General features: G+C 59.8%; 22 protein-coding genes. 9 read left to right on the top strand and 13 right to left on the bottom strand.

Features of this window, described 5'->3' with window-relative positions:
- Positions 1-201: 201 nt before the first annotated feature.
- Positions 202-2,385, top strand: a complete 2,184-nt coding sequence (yccS, locus tag ACEN8R_RS26405; RefSeq protein ID WP_086944428.1) for a YccS family putative transporter — start codon at positions 202-204, stop codon at positions 2,383-2,385.
- 61 nt (positions 2,386-2,446) lie between these two features.
- On the opposite strand, the gene ACEN8R_RS26400 is transcribed toward yccS, so the two are convergent.
- Positions 2,447-3,184 carry a substrate-binding periplasmic protein gene (locus ACEN8R_RS26400; protein ID WP_018928760.1) on the bottom strand — a complete coding sequence of 246 codons (738 nt, stop codon included), beginning with the start codon at positions 3,182-3,184 and terminating at the stop codon, positions 2,447-2,449.
- A gap of 257 nt (positions 3,185-3,441) precedes the next feature.
- Here ACEN8R_RS26400 and ACEN8R_RS26395 point away from each other — a divergent pair, with 257 nt between their 5' ends.
- Complete coding sequence (locus tag ACEN8R_RS26395) at positions 3,442-3,894, top strand: GNAT family N-acetyltransferase (RefSeq protein ID WP_018928759.1); 453 nt, start codon at positions 3,442-3,444, stop codon at positions 3,892-3,894.
- Between the two features lie 98 nt (positions 3,895-3,992).
- Here the strand turns inward: ACEN8R_RS26395 and ACEN8R_RS26390 are convergent, their stop codons facing one another.
- From ACEN8R_RS26390 to ACEN8R_RS26380, 3 genes are read right to left on the bottom strand one after another with little or no spacing between them, the layout of a single operon-like run.
- Positions 3,993-4,289, bottom strand: coding sequence for a winged helix-turn-helix domain-containing protein (locus ACEN8R_RS26390; RefSeq protein ID WP_007937940.1), 297 nt, complete (start codon positions 4,287-4,289; stop codon positions 3,993-3,995).
- A gap of 31 nt (positions 4,290-4,320) precedes the next feature.
- Entirely contained in the window at positions 4,321-4,812 is a 492-nt protein-coding gene (locus tag ACEN8R_RS26385) for a M48 metallopeptidase family protein (protein WP_258612776.1), read from the bottom strand.
- 45 nt (positions 4,813-4,857) lie between these two features.
- Positions 4,858-6,981 carry a putative bifunctional diguanylate cyclase/phosphodiesterase gene (locus tag ACEN8R_RS26380; protein WP_018928758.1) on the bottom strand — a complete coding sequence of 708 codons (2,124 nt, stop codon included), beginning with the start codon at positions 6,979-6,981 and terminating at the stop codon, positions 4,858-4,860.
- A 320-nt stretch (positions 6,982-7,301) separates the two neighbouring features.
- Here ACEN8R_RS26380 and ACEN8R_RS26375 point away from each other — a divergent pair, with 320 nt between their 5' ends.
- Both ACEN8R_RS26375 and ACEN8R_RS26370 read left to right on the top strand, forming a co-directional pair.
- A complete protein-coding gene (locus tag ACEN8R_RS26375; protein ID WP_495624460.1) occupies positions 7,302-7,970 on the top strand; it encodes a polysaccharide lyase family 7 protein in 669 nt (222 codons plus the stop codon).
- 522 nt (positions 7,971-8,492) lie between these two features.
- Positions 8,493-8,855: a DUF6124 family protein gene (locus tag ACEN8R_RS26370; RefSeq protein ID WP_019650259.1), complete on the top strand. Its 363-nt coding sequence runs from the start codon at positions 8,493-8,495 to the stop codon at positions 8,853-8,855.
- Positions 8,856-8,950: 95 nt separating this feature from the next.
- On the opposite strand, the gene fba is transcribed toward ACEN8R_RS26370, so the two are convergent.
- The 6 genes from fba to tkt all read right to left on the bottom strand — a co-directional run bounded on the left by fba (position 8,951) and on the right by tkt (position 15,376).
- Positions 8,951-10,015, bottom strand: coding sequence for a class II fructose-bisphosphate aldolase (fba, locus tag ACEN8R_RS26365; RefSeq protein ID WP_064620888.1), 1,065 nt, complete (start codon positions 10,013-10,015; stop codon positions 8,951-8,953).
- 295 nt (positions 10,016-10,310) lie between these two features.
- Positions 10,311-10,643, bottom strand: coding sequence for an MliC family protein (locus ACEN8R_RS26360; RefSeq protein WP_495624459.1), 333 nt, complete (start codon positions 10,641-10,643; stop codon positions 10,311-10,313).
- Positions 10,644-10,700: 57 nt separating this feature from the next.
- A complete protein-coding gene (locus ACEN8R_RS26355) occupies positions 10,701-10,922 on the bottom strand; it encodes a hypothetical protein (RefSeq protein WP_064620894.1) in 222 nt (73 codons plus the stop codon).
- A gap of 34 nt (positions 10,923-10,956) precedes the next feature.
- Positions 10,957-12,120 carry a phosphoglycerate kinase gene (locus ACEN8R_RS26350; protein WP_007937921.1) on the bottom strand — a complete coding sequence of 388 codons (1,164 nt, stop codon included), beginning with the start codon at positions 12,118-12,120 and terminating at the stop codon, positions 10,957-10,959.
- A gap of 17 nt (positions 12,121-12,137) precedes the next feature.
- The gene (gene epd, locus ACEN8R_RS26345) at positions 12,138-13,205 is read right to left on the bottom strand and encodes an erythrose-4-phosphate dehydrogenase (RefSeq protein ID WP_064620897.1); all 1,068 of its coding nucleotides are present in this window, start codon (positions 13,203-13,205) and stop codon (positions 12,138-12,140) included.
- A 173-nt stretch (positions 13,206-13,378) separates the two neighbouring features.
- Positions 13,379-15,376, bottom strand: a complete 1,998-nt coding sequence (gene tkt, locus ACEN8R_RS26340) for a transketolase (protein ID WP_495624458.1) — start codon at positions 15,374-15,376, stop codon at positions 13,379-13,381.
- 273 nt (positions 15,377-15,649) lie between these two features.
- Here tkt and ACEN8R_RS26335 point away from each other — a divergent pair, with 273 nt between their 5' ends.
- From ACEN8R_RS26335 to ACEN8R_RS26320, 4 genes are all read left to right on the top strand, one after another.
- On the top strand, positions 15,650-16,645 hold the full coding sequence (locus ACEN8R_RS26335) for an ArsR/SmtB family transcription factor (RefSeq protein ID WP_018928750.1): 996 nt from the start codon (positions 15,650-15,652) through the stop codon (positions 16,643-16,645).
- 18 nt (positions 16,646-16,663) lie between these two features.
- Positions 16,664-17,854, top strand: a complete 1,191-nt coding sequence (gene metK / locus ACEN8R_RS26330) for a methionine adenosyltransferase (protein WP_007937912.1) — start codon at positions 16,664-16,666, stop codon at positions 17,852-17,854.
- 157 nt (positions 17,855-18,011) lie between these two features.
- Positions 18,012-19,691, top strand: a complete 1,680-nt coding sequence (gene ligB / locus ACEN8R_RS26325; RefSeq protein ID WP_495624457.1) for an NAD-dependent DNA ligase LigB — start codon at positions 18,012-18,014, stop codon at positions 19,689-19,691.
- A 91-nt stretch (positions 19,692-19,782) separates the two neighbouring features.
- A complete protein-coding gene (locus ACEN8R_RS26320; protein WP_018928748.1) occupies positions 19,783-20,178 on the top strand; it encodes a DUF1090 domain-containing protein in 396 nt (131 codons plus the stop codon).
- Positions 20,179-20,198: 20 nt separating this feature from the next.
- On the opposite strand, the gene ACEN8R_RS26315 is transcribed toward ACEN8R_RS26320, so the two are convergent.
- Entirely contained in the window at positions 20,199-20,648 is a 450-nt protein-coding gene (locus tag ACEN8R_RS26315; RefSeq protein WP_086944420.1) for a c-type cytochrome, read from the bottom strand.
- A gap of 128 nt (positions 20,649-20,776) precedes the next feature.
- On the opposite strand from ACEN8R_RS26315, the gene mltA reads away from it, so the two are divergent.
- Positions 20,777-21,949: a murein transglycosylase A gene (gene mltA, locus ACEN8R_RS26310; RefSeq protein WP_258612781.1), complete on the top strand. Its 1,173-nt coding sequence runs from the start codon at positions 20,777-20,779 to the stop codon at positions 21,947-21,949.
- A gap of 116 nt (positions 21,950-22,065) precedes the next feature.
- On the opposite strand, the gene ACEN8R_RS26305 is transcribed toward mltA, so the two are convergent.
- Complete coding sequence (locus tag ACEN8R_RS26305; RefSeq protein WP_018928745.1) at positions 22,066-22,452, bottom strand: MAPEG family protein; 387 nt, start codon at positions 22,450-22,452, stop codon at positions 22,066-22,068.
- A gap of 50 nt (positions 22,453-22,502) precedes the next feature.
- On the bottom strand, positions 22,503-23,336 hold the full coding sequence (locus tag ACEN8R_RS26300) for an EamA family transporter (protein WP_204124779.1): 834 nt from the start codon (positions 23,334-23,336) through the stop codon (positions 22,503-22,505).
- Positions 23,337-23,351: the final 15 nt, after the last annotated feature.

Here is a 23,351-nt window from a genome sequence, read left to right as displayed (position 1 = left end):
ATCGTTCTTCGCGGGCAAGCCTCGCTCCTACAAGGGTCACCTAAATCCCTGTAGGAGCGAGGCTTGCCCGCGAAGACGTCCTGACAGGCAACACAGAACGAGGAAGGAACAGATTTTGCTGTCTGATGTGATCGGCGCCATTGCGTCGGCGTCATTAGTGGCTCAATTTAGCGTCATTGCCTCGGAAGGCCTTCGCACTTCATGTCATCGACCACATTTCGGCAGTCTCTGCGTCGCCTCTGGGCGCTGGATAAATTCAGTTACAGCGTTCGGGTATTCATCGCCCTGACCGGCACCATGGCGCTGTGTTGGTCTCAGGATCAAATGGGGCTGCTGATCCCGTTGTTCCTGGGGATCATCGCCAGCGCCCTGGCCGAAACCGACGACAGTTGGCAGGGCCGCCTCAACGCACTGGCCGTGACGCTGGTGTGTTTTATGGTCGCCGCCCTGTCCGTCGAACTGCTCTTCCCCTACCCCATCCTCTTTATCATCGCCTTTGCCCTGGCCAGCTTCTGCCTGACCATGCTCGGCGCGCTGGGCGAGCGTTATGGCGCGATTGCGTCAGCGACGCTGATTCTGTCGGTCTACACCATGATCGGCGTGGACCAGCGCGGCGGCGCGGTCACTGATTTCTGGCACGAGCCGGTACTGCTGGTGGCGGGTGCGGCGTGGTATGGCTTGCTCTCGGTGTTGTGGCAGGTGCTGTTTTCCAACCAGCCGGTGCAACAGAGCCTGGCGCGGTTGTTCCGTGAACTGGGTTATTACCTGAAACTGAAATCGTCGTTGTTCGAACCGATCCGGCAGTTGGACGTGGAAGCGCGCCGCCTGGAACTGGCCCAGCAGAACGGTCGGGTGGTGGCAGCCCTGAACGCCGCCAAGGAAATCATTCTGCACCGGGTCGGCGATGGCAGGCCGGGGGCGAAACTCAGCCGTTACCTGAAGCTGTACTTCCTCGCCCAGGACATCCACGAGCGCGCCAGCTCCTCGCACTACCCTTACAACGCGCTGGCCGAGGCGTTCTTCCACAGCGACGTACTGTTCCGCTGTCAGCGCCTGCTGCGCCAACAAGGCAAGGTGTGCCGCGCGCTGGCCGAATCGATCCAGATGCGCCAGCCGTTCATCTATGACGCCAGCTTCGCCGAAGCCCTGAGCGACCTGCACGCCTCCCTCGAACACCTGCGCATCCAGAGCAATCCGGCCTGGCGTGGTCTGTTGCGCTCGTTGCGGGCATTGGCCGCCAACCTCGGCACCCTCGACCGTTTGCTCAGCGACGCCAGCAACCCCGATGCGCTTGCAGACGCCACCGACAGCAGCCTGCTCGACCGTTCGCCACGCAGTCTCAAGGATGTGTGGATTCGCTTGCGCACACAGCTGACGCCAACGTCCTTGCTATTCCGCCACGCCCTGCGCCTGCCCCTGGCATTGAGCATCGGCTACGCGATGGTGCATTTGATCCACCCCTCGCAAGGTTACTGGATCATCCTCACCACGTTGTTTGTCTGTCAGCCGAACTACGGCGCCACCCGCCGCAAACTGGGCCAACGGATCATCGGCACCGCCATCGGCCTGACCGTGGCCTGGGCGCTGTTCGATCTGTTCCCCAACCCGTTGATCCAGTCGAGCTTCGCCATCGTCGCCGGGGTGGTGTTCTTTACCAACCGCACCACCCGCTACACCCTGGCGACAGCCGCCATTACGATCATGGTGCTGTTCTGCTTCAACCAGGTGGGCGACGGTTACGGGCTGCTTCTGCCGCGACTGTTCGATACCTTGCTCGGCAGCCTGATCGCCGGCCTGGCGGTATTCCTGTTCCTGCCGGACTGGCAGGGCCGGCGCCTGAACAAAGTGCTGGCCAATACCCTGACCTGCAACAGCATTTACCTGCGCCAGATCATGCAGCAATACGCCGCCGGTAAAAGCGACGACCTGGCTTACCGCCTGGCCCGACGTAACGCGCACAACGCCGACGCGGCGTTGTCGACGACACTGGCCAACATGCTGATGGAGCCGGGGCACTTCCGTAAGGAAGCCGATGTCGGGTTCCGATTCCTGGTGCTGTCGCACACCCTGCTCAGCTATTTGTCGGGGCTTGGGGCACACCGTGAAACCCAACTGCCGTCGGATGTGCGCGAGCACCTGATCGACGGTGCGGGCGTGAGCGTGGCCGCCAGCCTCGACGACATTGCCCAGGGCCTGGCGAGCAAACAGCCGATTGCGATTCAGAGTGATGAGGAAGAAGCACTGGCCAATGCGCTTGAGCAGATGCCGGATGAAATCGATGAAGGGCAGCGGCTGGTACAGACACAACTGGCGTTGATCTGTCGGCAACTGGGGCCGTTGCGGACGTTGGCGGCGCATTTGATCAAGGACACTAACGAAGCCTGAAATGTGCAGCGACCGGGCTTGCCCGCGAAGGCTTCAGCTCGGACACTGCAGGCCTTTCAGATTACATCCCATGCTGCCTGAGCAACTTCTCATAACTCCCGTCAGCCTTCATCGCCGCAATCTCGCGATCGAAACCGGCGACGATCTGTTCATGCTCCGGGTTCTTCAGGCTCACCAGAATATGCAGACTGTTCTCGCTCAACGGCTTGGGCAGGAACTCCACGGCATTGCGCACTTTGGGTGATTCCCGCGCCAGGTAATACCGGGCGACGAACTCGTCTTCCAAAGTCAGCTTGACCCGATCGGCCGCGACCATGCGCACAGCCATGGCGAAGTTATGCACCGGGACTTTCTGCAACGACACATCCTCATCAAATTCCTGCGAATAGGCATAACCGCGTACCACCGCTATCGGGTAGGTGTGCAGTTGTTGCAGGTTGTTGTATTCGATTGGCGTGTCTTTGCGCTTGAGAAAGCGCACGCGGTTGAGCAGGTACTCGCCGGAAAATTGCCCCAGCTTCGTGCGCTCGTCGGTGTACCAGGTGTTGACCAGTACGTCGTAACGTCCCTCGCCCACCCCAAACAAGGCCCGGGCCCACGGCACTTGTTCGAAATCGCTGGCGTAACCGGCCCGGGCCAGCGCGGTGCTGACGATGTCCGTGGCCACACCGCCATTGACCAGCGTGGCGTCGGTAAAGGGTGGCCAGGCATCGGCGACCAGACGCAGCTTTTCCGCAGCCTCGGCCTGTGTCAGCAACAGCAATCCGATCAAAGCAAACGCTCGATGAAACCGCGGCATGCCAGAAATCCTTAGCGGGCGGGCTGCCCGACGTGTTTTTCAGCCAAAACTCCAAGATTCCTCTACCGGCGAACCCAGGTCCTAACATTAGCTCATTGAGGCCATTGCACAGCGCTTCATCGCAGATTACACAAAGAAGACAACTTCGCGAGAAATGAATGATGGCATTTTGGTCTTTATCACAGATTCCCCTGCGATAAAGACATCCCGTCTCAGGGCGCTTAGTATCGGAACAACGTTGTTCAAGGAATGTGAAGATGACAATCGATTGGGTCTGCAAACACCACAGCGATCTGGGTAAAGAGCAGCTGTATGCCATTTTGCAACTGCGCGCCGAAGTGTTTGTCGTCGAGCAGAAATGCGCTTATCAAGACATCGATGGCCAGGACCTGGAAGGTGACACTTGCCATTTGATGGGCTGGGACGGGGATCGGCTGGTGGCCTACCTGCGATTGCTCGACCCGGAGTTGCAGGGCGGCGATGTGGTGATTGGCCGGGTGATCATTGCACCCCAGGCACGCGGTGCCGGGCTTGGGCATGAGTTGATGAGCCAGGCGTTGAAACAGGCCGAGAAGCACTGGCCCGAGGTGCCGATCTACCTCTCGGCCCAGGCGCATTTGCAGGGGTACTACGGGCGGTACGGGTTTGTGGTGGTGGGTGAGGAATACCTGGAAGATGAGATTCCGCATATCGGGATGCGTCGTCCTTGAGGGCCCCATCGCGGGCAAGCCCGCTCCCACAGGAACAGTGAACCCCCTGTAGGAGCGAGGCTTGCCCGCGAAGGCGTCATCTGCAACACCGCAAAAGCTCAGGGATACTCCAGCACCGCTTTAATCTGCCGCAGATTACGCTCGATCCACCCCCGATCAATCGCCCCCCACTCGCGAATCCGATAGCGCCCCGCGTGGTTACGTGCGCCCTCTTCCTGCTCGAATTCACAAACGATATCCAGATCCGCCAACGCCGCGATGGTGTCCTGAGCCGTGCGTCGGGGCATACCGGTCACTTCGGTCAATGCAGGGACGTTACTGGCCAGCCCGCTGTCGATCAGGTACGCCACGTACAATCGGCGGTAGAAGCTGCTCTTGGTCTTGCTCACGTCCATCCATGCGCTCCCGATTAATTAGCAGATTTGTTCAGTGCATATCCCGCCATGTCAGGTATACCCGCAAATCGAACTCCACCTGGTGATACCCCGGCAACATGTGCTCGCACAGCTTGTAGAACGCCTTGTTGTGATCCGACTCTTTGAAGTGCGCCAGCTCATGCACCACGATCATCTTCAGAAACTGCGGCGCCGCGTCCTTGAACAGCGAGGCGATGCGAATTTCTTTCTTGGCCTTGAGCTTGCCACCCTGCACCCGTGAGATCGCGGTGTGCAGACCGAGCGCGCGGTGGGTCAGGTCCAGACGGTTGTCGAACAACACCTTGTCGATGGCCGGGGCGTTACGCAGGTATTCCTGCTTGAGGTCCAGGGCATAGGCGTACAGCGCCTTGTCGCTCTGCACCCCGTGTTTTTCTGGATAGCGCTGGCTCAGGTAATCGCCCAGCCGACCTTCGGCGATCAGTTTGCGCACCTGGTCCTGCAACGCGGCAGGATAAGCCTGGAGGTATTTCAACACAGTCATTGGAGCGGCAACACGCATCACGAAAAGGTTGCCAGTGTAGCGAATTCAACTCGTCAGCGCGCCCCAGTCGAACGGCTCGACAAAGTGACCGGTGTCCTCGGCCATCAACGGCCGCGCCACCAGGAAACCCTGCACATACTGGCAACCGTTGGCTTGCAGCCACTCATACTGCGCCACCGTTTCAACCCCTTCGGCGATCACCAGCAGCCCTAACCGGTTGCACAAATCGATGACACTGCGTGCCAGCGCCGCATCCCGTTCGGACCCTGGCAACCGGGCGATCAAATGCCGGTCGAGCTTGAGCGTGTCCAGTTCCAGGTCGCGCAAATGCGCCAGCGAACAAGCCCCGGAGCCGAAGTCATCCAGCGCCACCCGTACCCCCAGATTGCGCAGCAAACGCAGTTGTTTGCGGGTCTCGTCGGGGTTAGACATCAAGGCCTCTTCCGTGACCTCGACTTCCAGCTGCTGCGGCTTCAGGCCATGGCGCTCCAGCACCTGACGCAGCTCGGTGACCAGGTTGGGCAACCCGAATTGGGTGCTACTCAAGCTGACGCCCAGCACCAGATCTTCGGCAAACAAGGTTTCCCAGGCTTTGCGCTGTTTGGCCCCGCGATGATAAATCCAGCTACCCAGGCGACTGATCAACCGCGCCTCTTCCAGCAACGGCAAAAACAGCCCCGGCGGTACATCGCCGACACTCGGATGCTGCCAGCGCAACAACGCTTCGAACCCGCGGATCTGCCCATCGGCAATCGCCACCTGGGGCTGATACACCAGGTTGAAATCGCGGTTCTCGATGGCCGTACGCACGCTCTCTTCAAGCATCAGCCGCGAGCGTGCCCGGCCGTTCATTTCGTGATCGTAGAAGCGATATTGCTGACGCCCGGCGCGCTTGGCTTCGTACATGGCAATGTCGGAGGCGCGCATCAGCCCGTCCAGATTAGACCCGCAATCGGGATAAGTGGCGATGCCGATGCTGGCACCCAAGGCGATGTCCATGCCTTCGATCTGCTGACAGATCGACACCCGCTCGATGAGCTTCTCGGCAATCTTTGCCGCCTGCTCGGGGAGCTCAAGATCCAGCAACGCAGTGAACTCATCGCCCCCCATCCGCGCCAGAATATCGAAGGGCCGCAGGCATGCCTTCAACTGCTCGGACACCCAACGCAGCACCCGGTCGCCGGCATCGTGGCCGAGGGAATCATTGACCCGCTTGAAGCCGTCGAGGTCCAGGTACAACAGCACCCAAGTGCTGTCGGAACGTTCGCCGCGCAGCAGCAGGTTTTCAACGGTCTGGTAGAAACCCCGGCGATTGAGCAGCCCGGTCAGCGGGTCGGTCACCGCCTGGAACTCCAACTGCTGATGCAGATGGCGCACCACCGACATGTCCAGCACCGTCACCACCATCGCATGTTGTTCGGCGGGCAAAGGCGCGCAAGACAACGCCACCGGCACTTGCTGGCCGGGCGCGGTACGCAGCAGCGCATCGTGCAAGCGCAGGGTTTCACCGCGTTTGTAACCGGCAAACAACTCGGAATCGGCCCAGATCGGAATGTGCGGTTTTTGCAGGAAATCCAGAAACTCCTTGCCTTGCAGGTCGTTCACCGTGGCATTGAGCAAGCGAGACATCGCCGGGTTGGCGAAGCGAATCAGCCCGTCCTCACTCACCACCAGAATGCCTTCGGCGGCGTTATCCAGCACCGAGGCATTGAAGGCCCGGGCGACTTCCAGATCATGGCTCAACCGCTGTAAGGCACGGCGATTACGCTGGTGTTCCAACAACGCCTGGACTTTGGGTTTGAGAATTTGCGGGTCGAACGGTTTGAACAGGTAATCCACCGCGCCACTGGCGTAGCCCTTAATCACCGCGTCCTGGGACTGTTCGTTGGCGGTAAGAAAAATGATTGGCGTAAGACGGGTTCGCTGGCTGCCGCGCATCAAGCGCGCCACTTCAAAACCGTCCATGCCCGGCATCTGCACATCCAGCAGCACCAGGTCGACATCGTGTTCGAGTAACAGGCCAAGGGCTTCAAAACCGGAAGCCGCGGTCATGACCTGCCAATCCTGGCGCTGTAATAACGCGCGCATGCTGATCAGGTTTTCAGGGTAATCATCAACAATTAACAGGATTGAGTTGCCTTCAGCTGGCTTAGATTGTGCGCATTCCATGCTGCATCTCTTGTTCGGGGCCTCAGGCCGGCCTTTTGTTAAAACCGGTCACCTATTGCGACTTCACTCTAGACCCGGATCCCTTAAAGCAGAAGCCGCTCGTATCCCATCACTTCGGTAAAGTTTCATATAGCCGACTAACGGTCAGCCCTGCAGGCCTTATAAACCGGGAAGGATGGCATTTCGACAGGTTGTTGACGCCAATCATCTGCCAGAAGGGCATTAACAAAGAGGCCTTCTACGCTTATAAAGACCCACCCGAAGGCGCGAGCTAGAGCTTCTGGCACGCACGTGCAGTAAAAAAAGTGGAAGCTTGAATTATGATCGATCTCGCAACCTGGAACCTCAGTGTTCCCGTCGGCAGCCCGCCGTACACTGTCGAAACCACCAAGCTGGTGGACGGCTTCAAGGATCAATACTTCCACTCCGACACCGGCACTTTATTTTTCTGGTCCCCGGTCACCGGCTCCAAAACCGAAAACGCGATCTACCCGCGCACCGAACTGCGCGAAACCTACAGCAACGGCACGCTGAAAAACTGGTACTACCCTGACGCGGACAACACCCTGCGTGCCACCCTCTCGGTCAGCCAGGTGCCCAGTTCGGGCAAGATCGTCATTGGCCAGATCCACGCCTTCAACAGCCAGAAGCCCATGGTGAAGGTCGAGTATCAATACAAGGACTACAGCGCGACCGGCAACATCGTCGCCAAAGTCCGCATGCACCCCGACGACGACACCGCCCGGGTCATCACCATCGCCACCGGCGTGAAACTCAATCAGGAATTCTCCTACCTCATCCACCTCAGCCCAGGCGGTGCATTGGGCATCAGTGCGGCGGGGTACCAGTGGGATACCGACATCAGCACGATGTGGCGTGATAAGCCGCTGTACTTCAAGGCCGGGGTTTATGTGCAGGACAACACCGGGTACACCACTGAAGGCGGGGAAGTGACGTTCAGCAAGCTGGATATCGATCACGATACGTAATCCCTGAAAGACCGCAGGAATCCACCCTTTGTGGCGAGGGAGCTTGCTTCCGTTGGGCTGCGCAGCAGACCCTCTTTTTGGGGGCCGCTTCGCGGCCCAGCGGGAGCAAGCTCCCTCGCCACAGGTTCTTTATGTCCAACTCCATCTCTTCACTGACCGGCATCAGCCCCACTTAAACGCCCACGTTTAAAGACACTCAGCGTTACTTCATGAGGCCTACAACGGCTTGCGTCACCGCCTACGGGTACGCCAGAATCCGCCGGCTTGTGCGCCTGGGAGGCCATCGGTAACTTGATTCGTGTCACTGATTCGCAGTGATCGGGTTTAGTAGCCCGTGGTTTCGAGCTTGGTGCACAAGCATCTGTCAGTCAGGGATTTCGATTCCTGCGCTTGATGGTAACTGTGCGCAGGGCACCTTCGGGTGCGCCGGCTTGCTCGAAACCCCGGTCTACTAACCTGCGTACAGTTGCCTCCACTTTGATTAGTAGCCAGAGAGGGGCACTCCAATCAGGTTTCGAGCAAATGACTAAATCAACGCCGCATCCGCCGGTCACAGACCCGGCATCCCCCTACGAATCCCCCGATTCAAAGAAATTCCACGAAGCCGCCGAGCGCGCCCTCGACCATTACCTCAACCCGGCCGCCAAAATCATGGCCACCACCCACGAACCCGAGCCCATGTACCTCGCCAATCCGAAGTACAACACCGAAGCCCTGCTGGCCAACGCCAGCGAAACACTCGGCTCGGCCACCCTCATGCTCAATAATTTCGCCGCGCTGCTGGAAACCTCACATCGCAAGACCCTGCTGGGCATTGCCCAAGTGGTCATGCTCGGTGAACTGGCGGTGAATCAGGCGCTGGATCACGTCGAACCGAAGGAGTAATCGCGGCTCGGTTGGTGCAAGGCGAGCAAACTTTCTTCCAATAAAAAACCCGCCTCTCGGCGGGTTTCTTATTCAACGCGGCTTAACGCTCAGGCTCAGTTAACCTTAGCGTTCAACTCGCCTTTCAGGTAACGCTGGAACATCGCTTCCAACGAAATCGGCTTGATCTTCGAAGCATTACCGGCAGTACCAAACTGCTCATAACGCGCAATACACACGTCACGCATCGCAGTAACAGTCGCGCCGAAGAATTTACGCGGGTCGAACTCGCTCGGGTTGGTGGCCATCAGGCGACGCATCGCACCGGTGGACGCCAAACGCAGGTCGGTGTCGATGTTGACCTTGCGCACGCCGTGCTTGATGCCTTCGACGATTTCTTCAACCGGTACGCCGTAGGTTTCTTTGATGTCGCCGCCGTACTGGTTGATGATCGCCAGCCACTCTTGCGGAACCGAAGACGAACCGTGCATCACCAGGTGGGTGTTCGGGATGCGTTTGTGGATTTCCTTGATGCGGTCGATGGCCAGCACGTCGCCGGTAGGTGGCTTGGTGAACTTGTAGGCGCCGTGGCTGGTGCCGATGGCGATGGCCAGGGCGTCGACCTGGGTCTTCTTGACGAAGTCCGCGGCTTCTTCCGGGTCGGTCAGCATTTGGCTGTGATCCAGAACGCCTTCGGCGCCGATGCCGTCTTCTTCACCGGCCATGCCGGTTTCCAGCGAACCCAGGCAGCCCAGCTCGCCTTCCACCGAGACGCCGCAGGCGTGAGCCATGGCCACGGTTTGTTGGGTAACGCGAACGTTGTAGTCGTAGTCGGTCGGGGTCTTGCCGTCTTCGCCCAGGGAGCCGTCCATCATGACCGAGCTGAAGCCCAGTTGAATGGAGCGCTGGCAGACGTCAGGGCTGGTGCCGTGGTCCTGGTGCATGCACACCGGGATGTGCGGGAACTCTTCGATGGCCGCCAGGATCAGGTGACGCAGGAACGGGGCGCCAGCGTATTTGCGAGCACCGGCCGAAGCCTGGACGATCACCGGGGAGTCAGTCTTGTCAGCGGCTTCCATAATGGCGCGCATCTGCTCAAGGTTGTTGACGTTGAAGGCTGGAACGCCGTAGCCGAACTCGGCTGCGTGGTCCAGCATCTGGCGCATGCTGATAAGTGCCATTGTGTGTGTCTCTCCCGGTTGAGGGTCGTTAATCGTGCCAGCCTGCCGTAGCGGCGGCGGCTATTCAAGTTATTGCAGATCGGGGGTTGGCCCGGGCTGCGGATTCGGTACAACAAAAACCTGTGCGTAACGAAGAACCTGTGGCGAGCGAGCTTGCTCGCGTTCGGCTGCGAAGCAGTCGTAAACCCGCCGACTCGGTCCTTCTGAAACACCAAATCGACTGGCTTTGGGACCGCTTCGCGCTCCAGCGGGAGCAAGCTCCCTCGCCACAACAATAGTCCTGCGATCGGCGTTGTTACTGCGCTTTACAACCGCGGCCAATCAAATCATTGGTGGCGACCCAGTACACCAGGCCTTCCTCACCCTTTATGTGAAACGCCAGCATGTCGTTGCTATACAGCGAACCTTCAGCGCCCGGCTCAAGCTTCAGGCGGTAGACCTGATCGGCGCCGCCCAGGCGAACATCGACTTCCTTGCGGCTCACATCAGTGTAGCGCCAGAGCACTTTGGCCTGGCTGTCGCAGGTCCAGGTGGTCCAGCTGTCCGCTGGCTTGGCAGTGTTGAACAGGTTCAAATTGGCGCAACCTGCCAGCAATGCCACTGCCGCAACGGCAATAAAGCGTTTCATCCGTGTTCCTCGACTGACAGCACACGCCGCCAGCCCTGAGTTAAAGAGTCAGACCCGTCAAGGGCAGCCATGTTCCTTGGTCGGGGTCTGTGTCTCGTATTTGTCCAGGCCATCGGGCCCGGACCGCTTGTTGATCACCGGGTTGGTTTCCGCTTGCCAGTCAGCCTGGTAGCAGCCTTTATCCGACGCGGATGGCGCGGGCTCCGGCGTGGCTTTCGGGTTACTCCCGCAAGCCGCCAGCATACCCGCGGCGATCAACAGCATTAATGTCCTGACCATCTGAACACTCCTTTGCCTGGTCAAATGAGCGGCCTCAGGCCTTGGCCCGGCTTTCCAGGACTTCAACGGCCGGCAGCACTTTGCCTTCGACGAATTCGAGGAACGCGCCGCCGCCGGTAGAAATGTAGGAGATTTGCTCGGCAACGCCATATTTATCGATGGCCGCCAGGGTGTCACCGCCGCCAGCGATGGAGAACGCCGAGCTTTCCGCGATGGCTTGGGCCAGCACTTTGGTGCCATTACCGAACTGGTCGAATTCGAACACGCCCACCGGGCCGTTCCACAGGATGGTCTTGGACGACTTCAGCAGCTCGGCGAAATTCGCCGCGGTCTGTGGGCCGATGTCCAGGATCATGTCGTCTGCAGCCACGTCGGCGATCAGTTTGACAGTCGCGGTCGCGCTTTCAGCGAATTCCTTGGCGACCACCACGTCCACTGGCAATGGCACGCTGACTTTCGCAGCAATTTCACGGGCAGTGTCCAGCAGGTCCGGCTCGTACAGCGATTTGCCAACCGGGTGACCGGCAGCGGCCAGGAAGGTGTTGGCGATGCCGCCACCAACGATCAGCTGGTTGCAGATCTGGCTCAGGCTGTTGAGTACGTCGAGTTTGGTCGACACTTTGGAGCCGGCAACAATGGCGGCCATTGGCTGGGCCGGGGAGCCCAGGGCCTTGCCCAGTGCGTCCAGTTCGGCGGCGAGCAACGGGCCAGCAGCGGCGACTTTGGCGAATTTGGCCACGCCATGGGTCGAGCCCTCGGCGCGATGAGCGGTGCCGAAAGCGTCCATTACGAACACGTCGCACAGAGCGGCGTATTGTTTGGCCAGTTCGTCGGCGTTCTTTTTCTCGCCCTTGTTGAAGCGCACGTTTTCGAACAACACGATGTCGCCGGCTTTCACGTCGACGCCGCCCAGGTAATCGGACACCAGCGGCACTTCACGGCCCAGGGCCTTGCTCAGGTAGTCAGCCACTGGCTTGAGGCTGTTCTCGGCCGAGAACTCGCCTTCGGTCGGACGGCCAAGGTGCGAGCAGACCATCACTGCCGCGCCTTTTTCCAGGGCCAGCTTGATGGTCGGCAGCGAAGCCAGGATACGCGCATCGCTGGTGACAACACCGTCCTTGACTGGGACGTTGAGGTCTTCGCGGATCAGTACGCGCTTACCTTGCAGATCGAGGTCGGTCATCTTCAACACGGTCATGGGTCGCAATTCCTGGGTTACTGTTTTTGAAAGACAGATTGTGGAGTAGTAGCGGCTTGCAAATAGTGCTCTGCAACGTCCAGCATTCGATTGGCAAAACCCCATTCGTTGTCGAACCAGGCCAGGATGTTCACCAGCCGTGGGCCGGAAACGCGTGTCTGACTGGCATCGACGATGGCCGAATGTGGGTCATGATTGAAATCACAACTGGCGTGAGGCAACTCGGTGTAGGCCAGAAGGCCTTTGAGCGGGCCATGGGTGGCGGCCTCGCGCAGAATCCGGTTGACCTCGGTGGCGTCGGTATCGCTCACGGTCTGCATCGTAATATCGAGGCAAGACACGTTAACCGTCGGCACCCGCACGGCTTTGGCCTGAATTCGCCCGGCAAGTTCCGGCAGCAGGCGCTCAATGCCTCGCGCCAGACCAGTGGACACCGGAATCACCGACTGGAACGCCGAACGGGTGCGGCGCAGGTCTTCGTGGTGATAGGCGTCGATCACCGGCTGATCGTTCATCGCCGAGTGGATAGTGGTGATCGACACGTATTCCAGACCAATGGCCTGATCCAGCAGGCGCAACAGCGGCACGCCGCAGTTGGTGGTGCAGGACGCGTTGGACACCAGCAGCTCGTCACCGGTCAGGCAATCCTGGTTCACGCCGTAGACGATGGTGGCGTCGACATCCGCCTCGCTGGCCATCGGCTGGGAAAACAGCACCCGTGGCGCACCGGCGTCGAGAAAACGCTGGCCATCCTGACGGGTGTGATAAGCGCCGGAGCACTCCAGCACCAGATCAACGCCCAACGACGCCCAATCGATGCCTTCGGGGGTGGCACTGCGCAGGACCTTCACGCAGTCGCCCTTAATATGCAGACAATCGCCCTCAACCCTCACTTCACCGGGAAACCGCCCGTGAGTGGAGTCGAAGCGTGTCAGGTATTCGATGCTGGCCATATCGGCCAGATCGTTGATCGCGACAATTTCAAACCCAGCCGTCGAGCCTCGCTCAAACAACGCACGCAAGACACAACGACCAATCCGGCCGTAGCCGTTGAGTGCAACTTTGTAAGGACGCGGTTGAGGCATGGGGTTCTCGATAGTCGCGGCAGACGAATTCTTGCTAACAACACAAATCCCTGTAGGAGCTGGTAGGAGCTGTCGAGTGAAACGAGGCTGCGATCTTTTAAGATCAAAAGATCGCAGCCAGCGGCAGCTCCTACACAGGGAACGCGGTGGCCATAAAACCACCGCGGCGTGCCTTAGTCTTCCAGCAGCTCTTCAGCCTGACCCAGGATGTTTTCCAGGGTGAAGCCGAACTCTTCGAACAAGGCCGGCGCAGGCGCCGACTCGCCGTAGGTGGTCATGCCGATCACGCGACCTTCCAGGCCCACGTACTTGTACCAGTAGTCCGCGTGGGCGGCTTCGATGGCGATACGCGCGCTGACCTGCAATGGCAGAACCGATTGCTTGTAGCCGGCGTCCTGGGCTTCGAAGACGCTGGTGCATGGCATCGACACCACACGAACCTTGCGGCCTTGCTCGGTCAGTTTGTCGAAGGCTTGAACGGCCAGGCCGACTTCCGAACCAGTGCCGATCAGGATCAGCTCAGGCTCGCCTGCGCAGTCCTTCAACACGTAACCGCCACGGGCGATCTCTTCGATCTGGATCGCATTGCGGGTTTGGTGCTGCAGGTTCTGACGGGAGAAGATCAGCGCCGAAGGACCGTCGTCACGCTCCAGGGCGAACTTCCAGGCCACCGCCGATTCAACGGCATCGGCCGGACGCCAGGTGTCGAGGTTCGGTGTGCAGCGCAGGCTGGCCAGTTGCTCGATCGGCTGGTGAGTCGGGCCGTCTTCGCCCAGACCGATGGAGTCGTGGGTGAACACGTAGACGATGCGTTTCTTCATCAGCGCCGACATGCGCACTGCGTTGCGGGCGTATTCCATGAACATCAGGAAGGTCGCGCCGTAAGGCACCAGGCCGCCGTGCAGGGCCACGCCGTTCATGATCGCGCTCATGCCGAACTCGCGAACGCCGTAGTACATGTAGTTGCCGCTGGCGTCTTCGGCGGTGACGCCTTTGCAACCTTTCCACAGGGTCAGGTTGGAGCCGGCCAGGTCAGCCGAACCACCGAGCAGTTCAGGCAGCAGCGGGCCGAAGGCGTTCAGGGCGTTCTGGCTGGCTTTACGGCTGGCGATGGATTCGCCTTTGGCCGCGACTTCAGCGATGTAGGCCTGGGCCTTCTCGGCGAAATCGGTCGGCAGATCACCGCTCAGGCGACGAACCAGTTCGTTGGCCAGCTCAGGGAAGGCGGCGGAGTACGCAGCGAAACGCTGATCCCACTCGGCTTCGGCAGCGCGACCGGCTTCCTTGGCGTCCCACTCGGCATAGATATCAGCCGGGATTTCGAACGGGCCGTAGTTCCACTTCAGCGCTTCACGGGTCAGGGCGATTTCCGCGTCACCCAACGGGGCGCCGTGGCAATCTTCCTTGCCTTGCTTGTTCGGCGAACCGAAGCCGATGGTGGTCTTGCAGCAGATCAGCGTCGGTTGTGCGCTTTTGCGCGCGGTTTCGATCGCGATCTTGATTTCTTCCGGATCGTGACCGTCGACATTGCGGATCACTTGCCAGTTGTAGGATTCGAAACGCTTCGGCGTGTCGTCGGTGAACCAGCCTTCGACTTCACCGTCGATGGAGATGCCATTGTCATCGTAGAAGGCGATCAGTTTGCCCAGGCCCAGCGTACCGGCCAGGGAACTGACTTCGTGGGAAATGCCTTCCATCATGCAGCCATCACCCAGGAATACGTAGGTGTGGTGATCGACGACGTTATGGCCAGGACGATTGAACTGCGCCGCCAGGACTTTTTCCGCCAGGGCGAAACCGACTGCGTTGGCCAGGCCTTGGCCCAGTGGACCGGTGGTGGTTTCAACGCCCGGGGTGTAGCCATATTCCGGGTGACCCGGGGTACGGCTGTGCAGCTGGCGGAAGTTTTTCAGGTCATCGATCGACAGGTCGTAGCCGGTCAGGTGCAGCAGCGAGTAGATCAACATCGAGCCGTGACCGTTGGACAGCACGAAGCGGTCACGGTCGGCGAACGATGGATTGCTCGGGTTGTGCTTCAGGTAGTCACGCCAAAGTACTTCGGCGATATCCGCCATACCCATAGGGGCACCGGGATGGCCGCTGTTGGCTTTTTGCACGGCATCCATGCTGAGGGCACGAATGGCGTTGGCGCGCTCACGACGGCTGGGCATCGCTGATCTCCTGCGGATATTGAATCGAGAGTGAATAAAACGAAACGGAAAAAAGGCGAGCATTTTCCCTCACCGACCCGCCTCGGGGCAATGACAGATAGTCATCCGAAGGCGTTTTTCCAATGGATAACGGCGTATTCGACTGATGAAACCTTTCCGCTGTTGGGTTGTGGACTGAAACTAACGTTAAGAAGTGCCATCTATCGACCAATATCAAAACTTTTTGATATTGCTCTTGCGGTGTTTTCTTACCGTCACTAGACTGCTGGCCTTATGAATCTGCGCGTGCCTTCCATTCAACATGACGATTGCGATGAGCTGGCGGCCCTGTGCAAGGCCGGCGGCGATCCTCTGCGGCTGAATGTATTGCGCGCGCTGGCCAACGATTCGTTCGGCGTACTGGAACTGGCGCAGATCTTCGGCATCGGTCAGTCCGGCATGAGTCATCACCTCAAGGTATTGGCCCAGGCCGAACTGGTGGCGACCCGCCGTGAAGGCAATGCGATTTTCTACCGTCGTGCCCTGCCCCACACCGATCTGCTGGGCGGCAAGCTGCATGCCGCGCTGCTCGAAGAAGTGGATAACCTGACCCTGCCGACTGACGTCCAGGCGCGGATCGCTCAGGTCCACGGGCAACGTGAGGCGGCCAGCCAGGACTTTTTCTCGCGGGTCGCGGAGAAGTTTCGCGCCCAGCAAGACTTGATCGCCGGCCTGCCGCAATACCGCGAAAGCGTGGTGGCCCTGCTCGACAAGCTGAGTTTCGGCCCCGGCGCCACGGCCATCGAAGTAGGCCCCGGCGATGGTGCCTTTCTGCCGGAGCTGGCGCGTCGCTTCACTCAGGTCACGGCGCTGGACAACAGCCCGGCGATGCTCGAACTGGCCCGCCAGGTCTGCGAACGTGAAACGCTGGCTAACGTCAGCCTGCAATTGGCCGATGCATTGAACGGTGTAAACCTTCAGGCCGACTGCGTTGTATTGAACATGGTGCTGCACCATTTTGCCGCGCCGGCCGAAGCGCTCAAGCACATGGCCGGTTTGCTGCAACCAGGCGGTAGCCTGTTAGTGACAGAGTTATGTAGCCACAACCAGAGTTGGGCCAGGGAGGCCTGCGGTGATCTCTGGTTGGGGTTTGAACAGGACGATCTGGCCCGTTGGGCCACCGCTGCGGGACTCGTTCCCGGGGAAAGCCTCTATGTAGGCTTACGTAATGGTTTCCAGATACAGGTCCGCCATTTTCAGCGACCGGCTGGCGACACTCACCATCGGTAAATTCAGGAAAAAATCGAGATGAGCGAATACTCCCTCTTCACCTCCGAGTCCGTGTCTGAAGGGCATCCGGACAAAATCGCCGACCAGATTTCCGATGCGGTGCTGGACGCCATCATTGCTGAAGACAAGTTCGCCCGCGTGGCGTGCGAGACTCTGGTGAAAACCGGCGTGGCAATCATCGCAGGTGAAGTCACCACGTCGGCCTGGGTCGATCTGGAAGACATCGTCCGTAACGTGATTCTCGACATCGGCTACAACAGCTCCAATGTCGGTTTCGACGGCGCGACCTGCGGCGTGATGAACATCATCGGCAAGCAGTCCCCCGACATCAACCAGGGTGTTGACCGTGCCAAGCCTGAAGACCAGGGCGCCGGCGACCAGGGCCTGATGTTCGGCTATGCCAGCAACGAAACCGACGTGCTGATGCCAGCACCGATCACCTTCTCGCACCAACTGGTTCAGCGCCAGGCCGAAGCCCGCAAGTCCGGCCTGCTGCCTTGGTTGCGCCCAGACGCCAAGTCGCAAGTGACCTGCCGCTACGAAAACGGCAAGGTTGTCGGTATCGACGCCGTTGTACTGTCGACCCAGCACAACCCGGAAGTGTCCTACAAAGACCTGCGCGAAGGCGTGATGGAACTGATCGTCAAGCACGTGCTGCCTGCCGAACTGCTGTCCAAGGACACCCAGTTCCACATCAACCCGACTGGCCAGTTCATCATCGGCGGCCCGGTGGGCGACTGCGGCCTGACCGGTCGCAAGATCATCGTTGACAGCTACGGCGGCATGGCCCGTCACGGCGGCGGCGCGTTCTCCGGTAAAGATCCATCGAAGGTTGACCGTTCGGCGGCCTACGCCGGTCGTTATGTGGCCAAGAACATCGTGGCTGCCGGCCTGGCCGAGCGTTGCGAGATTCAGGTTTCCTACGCAATCGGCGTCGCTCAACCGACTTCGATTTCGTTGAACACCTTCGGCACCGGCAAGATCAGCGACGACAAGATCGTCAAACTGGTCCGCGAAGTGTTCGACCTGCGTCCATACGCGATCACCACCATGCTCGACCTGCTGCACCCGATGTACCAGGACACCGCTGCGTACGGCCACTTCGGTCGCACCCCGGAAACCAAAACCGTGGGCGACGATACGTTCACCACGTTCACCTGGGAAAAAACCGACCGCGCCGACGCTCTGCGTTCTGCTGCCGGCCTGTAAGACTTCTCCGGTTGTACAAAAAGCCCCGCACGGTTCGCCGTGCGGGGCTTTTTCATGAAGAAGATCCCACCTCGAAACACGCAGAATTACACCTCTGCACTCCACACTCGAAACCTGACTAGCCTTGAAAGCATCCCAACGAGCAAGGACGCTCTCGATGCTGCCCAACCTGCGCCTGTTTTTCGGTTTCCTGCTGACCCTCACCTGCCTGACCGCCAATGCCGCCGACTGCCCCGATTGGCCGCCGGCCCGCGCTCTGGACGAAATCAACGCACTGCAAAAGCGAATCGACCTCTGGGACGACAGCTATCATCGCGAAGGACGCTCTTTGGTCGCCGATGAACTCTATGATCAATCCCGCATACGACTAAGCGAATGGCGCGAATGTTTTGACTCAGGCCCTTCAGCCGAACCGTTGCGCACTGCCGGTGGCACGATTGCTCACCCCATCGTCCACACCGGCCTGGAAAAACTGCGCGATGGGCGCGCCGTCGAAGCCTGGCTGAAAAATCGGGATGAGGTCTGGATTCAACCCAAGGTCGACGGTGTGGCTGTGACGTTGATCTATCGCAACGGCTGGCTGCACCAGGCGATCAGTCGTGGTGACGGGATAACCGGCCACGACTGGACTGCCTCAGCGCGCCAGATCGCCGCCATCCCTCAAAAACTTCCACAACCGCTCGACCTGCTGTTGCAAGGCGAACTCTATTGGCGCCTGACCGAACACGTGCAAGCCGAGGCCGGCAGCCTCAATGCCCGCGCCACGGTGGCCGGGTTAATGGCACGCAAGACGCTGAACCCCGAGCAAGCCGCCGGTATCGGCGTGTTCGTCTGGGACTGGCCACAAGGCCCGAAAAGCCTGCCCGCCCGCGTGGCGGCTCTGGATGAGCTGGGATTCCCGAGCACCGCGCCCTACAGCCAGCCGATCGAGGCATTCGCCGATGCCGAACGCTGGCGCGATTACTGGTATCGCTCCCCCCTGCCCTTTGCCAGCGACGGCGTCGTTTTACGACAGAAACAGCGCCCACCCGCCGAGCGCTGGCAGGCGAAAACGCCTTTCTGGAGTGTCGCCTGGAAGTACCCCTTCGCCCAGGCGTTGGCCGAGGTGCGCAAGGTCCACTTCAAGATTGGACGGACCGGCCGGATCACACCGGTGCTGGATCTGGCACCGGTGATGCTCGATGACCGGCAGATCAAGCGTGTCAGCGTCAGCTCCCTGCAGCGCTGGGAAGCGCTGGACATTCGTCCCGGCGATCAGGTCGCCATCAGCCTGGCCGGGCTGACCATCCCCAGGCTCGACGGTGTGGTATTGCGCAGCACCGAACGTCCTGAATTGAACGCACCGCTGGCAGCAGATTTTCATCCGTTGAGTTGCTGGCAGCCGACACCCGGATGCGAAAGCCAGTTTCTCGCACGGCTGGCCTGGCTCAGCGGCAAACAGGGGCTGGCCTTGCCGCATGTCGGGCCGGGCACTTGGGAGAAACTGCTCAAGGCCGAACGTCTCGACAACCTGCTCGATTGGTTGACCCTCGATGAGCAAGAGCTTGCTAACATTGACGGCTTCGGCGAACGCAGCAGTGCTCGTCTTTTGAACAGTTTCAACAGCGCCCGGCAACGACCGTTCGCTCGCTGGCTCAAAGCCCTGGGCTTGCCGCCGACCGGCCAGGCACAGCTCGCCGATTCATGGCAGGTGCTGGCGCAACGAAACACCGAACAATGGCAGGCCGAAACCGGCATCGGCCCGGGACGCGCGGCGCAACTGAGCGCATTTTTCCGCGACCCGCAGGTCCTGGCCTTGAGCGAGACATTACGTGTTGCCGGGATTGACGGTTTTTAGCAGCCGGCGACGCCCGTCAGCCTGGGAACCCATAGGTACCGATGCGCTCAAACAGCCCATCGCTACATCGATTTTTTCACCTGGAGCCTTTATGAAACTTCTTTCACCGCTCGCCTTGTTGACCCTGTGCAGCGTGATGGCCGCTCCATTAATGGCCGACGAAGACGCCCCGGGTCTGACCGGCTGCGCCGCAAAAAAACAAGGCATCATCAACCAGATTGAACTGGCCAAGTCTCACGGCAACGCCGATCAACAGGCTGGCCTGGAAACCGCCCTGAGCGAGGTCACCGCCCATTGCACCGACGCTTCCTTGAAGAAGGAAAGGGAAAACAAGGTGCTCGACGCCAAGCACGAAGTCAGCCGGCGTCAGGCCGACCTCGACAAGGCGATGAAAAAAGGCGACGCCGAGAAGATCAACAAGCGCAAAGACAAACTGGCTCAATCGCGCAAGGATTTACAGGACGCGCTCGACGAGCTGGATAAGTAATCCGGTTTGAACACGCCGCCTCAATGATCCCGAAACTCTTTATGGCAGGCACTACAGGCGTCTTCGACTTTCTGCACCGCCGGCCCCAGGTTGCTGGCCTTGTAAGGTTGAACCTGGCTGGCGATCACCAGTTCACCGGTGGCGCCTTCGAGGGTGCGGGCCATTTCCTGGAAGCGTGCCTGCTTCTGCCAGACATCATCCTTCGCGCTGGTGTGATCTGCTTCGCGCACCTGCGGGAAATGTTTCCACGGCTCATGGGACAACGCGTCGAGCTTCACGGCACCGTCGGCGAATTTCGGGCCATCGAACGGAATACGCCCACGCAACATGCCACCCAGGTCTTCGCCGGTCTTGAGCATTTGCTTGAAGATCGCCTTGCGCTGGCCCAGAGGCGAGTTCGGGTCGACACCGCCGCAGGCGGACAAGGTCAGGCAGGCCAGCAATACAACAGAGAGTCTTTTAAGAGTCATGGTGGCTTCAGATCACTGGAAACGGCGGCCAGTATCCTCGCGTCACCGGCAAAGACCAATAGCCCTATTATCAATACGGGTTGTTTGAGCGCATGGAGCACTCAGGCAACCGGCAAAGGAATTACTCCATGAACAGCCGTTTCAAGGCGTGGCGTCACAACCTGGCCTGGACCCTTCCGATGGTGGCCATACTTGCTGGCTGCACCGGTGGCGACAGTAGCAAACCGAAAACCCACGCACTGGCGACCTACTCCAGCGCTACCTGGGAAGCCCTTCCAGTGGTGTCCGACAATGACCTCGTCGCCGGTTTTGGCTCGTGGCGCAGCGCCTGCACCCGACTCAAGGCCGACCCGGTCTGGGGTGGCACCTGTGCCGCTTCCGCCAACGTGCAGCCAACCGCCAGCGACATCCGTGGTTTTCTCAAACAGAACCTCGACGTCTACGGCCTGCGCGCCGCCAATGACAACCCCAACGGCCTGATCACCGGTTACTACGAACCGGTGTATCCCGGCAGCCTGACCCAGACCAAGCAAGCGAACATCCCGGTGTACGGCGTGCCCGAGGACATGATCATCGTCTCGCTGGACAGCATTTACCCGGAACTCAAAGGCAAACGCCTGCGCGGACGACTCGAAGGTCGCGTGCTCAAGCCTTATGACGATGCAGCAACCATTGAAACCAATGGCGTGAAGGCGCCAGTGATTGCCTGGCTGACCGACCCGATGAACCTGCAGTTCCTGCAAATCCAGGGTTCGGGGCGCATCCAGCTCGATGACGGCCGTCAATTGCGCATTGGTTATGCCGACCAGAACGGCCACCCCTATCGACCTATCGGCCGCTGGCTGGTGGATCAGGGCGAGCTGAAGAAAGAAGAGGTAACCATGAGCGCCATCGATAACTGGGCCAAGGCCAATCCGACGCGCATTCCCGAACTGCTCGGCAGCAACCCCAGCTACGTGTTCTTCAATCGCAACCCGGACAGCAACGAAGGGCCGCGCGGTTCGCTGAATGTGCCATTGACCGCGGGTTATAGCGCGGCAGTGGATCGCAAGGTGATTCCGCTCGGTAGCCTGTTGTGGTTATCGACGACGCGACCGGACGGCAGCGCACTGGTGCGTCCGGTGGCCGCTCAAGATACCGGCGGCGCGATTGCCGGCGAGGTCCGCGCGGACCTGTTCTGGGGCACGGGCGAGGCGGCCGGGCAATTGGCCGGCGACATGAAACAGCAGGGGCAGATCTGGATGCTCTGGCCAAAAGGGGCGGCGTTGCCTCAGGTGCCGCAGGTGGCTGACAAACTTTAGAAGCAAAAGATCGCAGGCTGCGCCAGCTTCAACATCGAGAGCGTTCGTCGCAATATCGCGAATGAACATCGATCCCTGCTGGGAATGGCGCAGCCTGCGATCCTTTGATCTTGCCGTTAAACAGACACCACAAAGAAACTGACAATCAGCCCCATGCCAATGGCCCACACCAGCGACCGCAGAATCGCCCAGTCCGCCAGATAGCAAATGATGTACAGCAGCCGACTGGTGATGAACAGCACCGACAGCACATTGATCGTCACCAGTTCGGCATTGCCGGCCAGATGCGCCACGATCACCGCCGCGGCAAACGCCGGGGTCACTTCGAAGCTGTTCAACTGCGCCGAATGCGCACGCCTGGCCACGCCTTCGAGCGAATCCAGAAACGCCCTTGGGTCGTGATTCTGTTTCAGCCCGAACTTGCCATTGCTGAACTTGGCGACGCCTGTGCACAGATAAGGCAAGCAGATCGCAATCAAAATGCACCACAGAGCAACCGTCATAACGCAGTCCCTTCTTCAAGTTGTAGAGAATCGAATTCCATCAGCGGCGACTAAAACTTCATCACCAACATGCCGATCAATACCAGTCCACAGGCTAAGAGCCGTGGCTTGCCAAAAGGTTCTTTGAGGTAGCGCATGCCGAACAGCACCACCAGAATCACGCTGATCTCGCGCAGCGCCGCTGCCTCGGCAATCGATCCGAGCTGCATGGCCCACAGCACCAGAGCGTAGCTGAACAATACGCAGAACCCGACCGCCAACCCCAACCGCCACTGCTCACGCCAGAACAGCATGAACGCAGGGCGTTTGCGCACCAGCGCCAGCAATGGGAACGGCCAGGCACTGAGCACTGTGACCCAAACCAGGTAGTCCAGCGGATGGGACCAGCGCCGCAAGGCCTGGCCATCGATGAAGGTGTAGCAGCCGATGCACAAGCCGATCAGCGCCACCACCGGCAGCATCGACCACGGCAGGCGCACCCCGCCACCGCCCTGCCAGAGCAGGCACACCATGCCGAACGGGATGAGCAAAATCCCGAAGATCTGCTGAGCCGTCAGCACTTCTCCGGCGAAGATCAGCGTCAGCGCCAGCACCACCAACGGTGACAGGCCACGCATCAACGGATAGACCAGGCCGAGATCGCCGACCCGATAGGCCTGGATCAACAGGTAGCGATAGAGCAACTCGAATGCCGCCGACGCAAGAATCCACGGCCACATATCCAGTGGCGGCAGCGCCACGAAGGGTAGCATCAGCGCGACAAACAGCAACGCCACGCTGTCCATGCAGGCCACCACCAACAGCCGCTCCGCGCTGAACTTGATCAGGGTATTCCACGCCGCGTGCAACAGCGCCGCCACCAACACCAGAATTGTCGCAAGCACGGCACACTCCTTGTA

This window comes from Pseudomonas sp. Pseusp15, from assembly GCF_059492165.1.
This window is presented reverse-complemented; position numbering and strand designations above follow the sequence as displayed.

Excerpts from the sequence above, each read along its gene's own strand:
- yccS (WP_086944428.1), top strand. The coding sequence starts at position 202 with ATGTCATCGACCACATTTCGGCAGTCTCTGCGTCGCCTCTGGGCGCTG.
- ACEN8R_RS26400 (WP_018928760.1), bottom strand. The coding sequence starts at position 3,184 with ATGCCGCGGTTTCATCGAGCGTTTGCTTTGATCGGATTGCTGTTGCTG.
- ACEN8R_RS26395 (WP_018928759.1), top strand. The coding sequence starts at position 3,442 with ATGACAATCGATTGGGTCTGCAAACACCACAGCGATCTGGGTAAAGAG.
- ACEN8R_RS26390 (WP_007937940.1), bottom strand. The coding sequence starts at position 4,289 with ATGGACGTGAGCAAGACCAAGAGCAGCTTCTACCGCCGATTGTACGTG.
- ACEN8R_RS26385 (WP_258612776.1), bottom strand. The coding sequence starts at position 4,812 with ATGACTGTGTTGAAATACCTCCAGGCTTATCCTGCCGCGTTGCAGGAC.
- ACEN8R_RS26380 (WP_018928758.1), bottom strand. The coding sequence starts at position 6,981 with ATGGAATGCGCACAATCTAAGCCAGCTGAAGGCAACTCAATCCTGTTA.
- ACEN8R_RS26375 (WP_495624460.1), top strand. The coding sequence starts at position 7,302 with ATGATCGATCTCGCAACCTGGAACCTCAGTGTTCCCGTCGGCAGCCCG.
- ACEN8R_RS26370 (WP_019650259.1), top strand. The coding sequence starts at position 8,493 with ATGACTAAATCAACGCCGCATCCGCCGGTCACAGACCCGGCATCCCCC.
- fba (WP_064620888.1), bottom strand. The coding sequence starts at position 10,015 with ATGGCACTTATCAGCATGCGCCAGATGCTGGACCACGCAGCCGAGTTC.
- ACEN8R_RS26360 (WP_495624459.1), bottom strand. The coding sequence starts at position 10,643 with ATGAAACGCTTTATTGCCGTTGCGGCAGTGGCATTGCTGGCAGGTTGC.
- ACEN8R_RS26355 (WP_064620894.1), bottom strand. The coding sequence starts at position 10,922 with ATGGTCAGGACATTAATGCTGTTGATCGCCGCGGGTATGCTGGCGGCT.
- ACEN8R_RS26350 (WP_007937921.1), bottom strand. The coding sequence starts at position 12,120 with ATGACCGTGTTGAAGATGACCGACCTCGATCTGCAAGGTAAGCGCGTA.
- epd (WP_064620897.1), bottom strand. The coding sequence starts at position 13,205 with ATGCCTCAACCGCGTCCTTACAAAGTTGCACTCAACGGCTACGGCCGG.
- tkt (WP_495624458.1), bottom strand. The coding sequence starts at position 15,376 with ATGCCCAGCCGTCGTGAGCGCGCCAACGCCATTCGTGCCCTCAGCATG.
- ACEN8R_RS26335 (WP_018928750.1), top strand. The coding sequence starts at position 15,650 with ATGAATCTGCGCGTGCCTTCCATTCAACATGACGATTGCGATGAGCTG.
- metK (WP_007937912.1), top strand. The coding sequence starts at position 16,664 with ATGAGCGAATACTCCCTCTTCACCTCCGAGTCCGTGTCTGAAGGGCAT.
- ligB (WP_495624457.1), top strand. The coding sequence starts at position 18,012 with ATGCTGCCCAACCTGCGCCTGTTTTTCGGTTTCCTGCTGACCCTCACC.
- ACEN8R_RS26320 (WP_018928748.1), top strand. The coding sequence starts at position 19,783 with ATGAAACTTCTTTCACCGCTCGCCTTGTTGACCCTGTGCAGCGTGATG.
- ACEN8R_RS26315 (WP_086944420.1), bottom strand. The coding sequence starts at position 20,648 with ATGACTCTTAAAAGACTCTCTGTTGTATTGCTGGCCTGCCTGACCTTG.
- mltA (WP_258612781.1), top strand. The coding sequence starts at position 20,777 with ATGAACAGCCGTTTCAAGGCGTGGCGTCACAACCTGGCCTGGACCCTT.
- ACEN8R_RS26305 (WP_018928745.1), bottom strand. The coding sequence starts at position 22,452 with ATGACGGTTGCTCTGTGGTGCATTTTGATTGCGATCTGCTTGCCTTAT.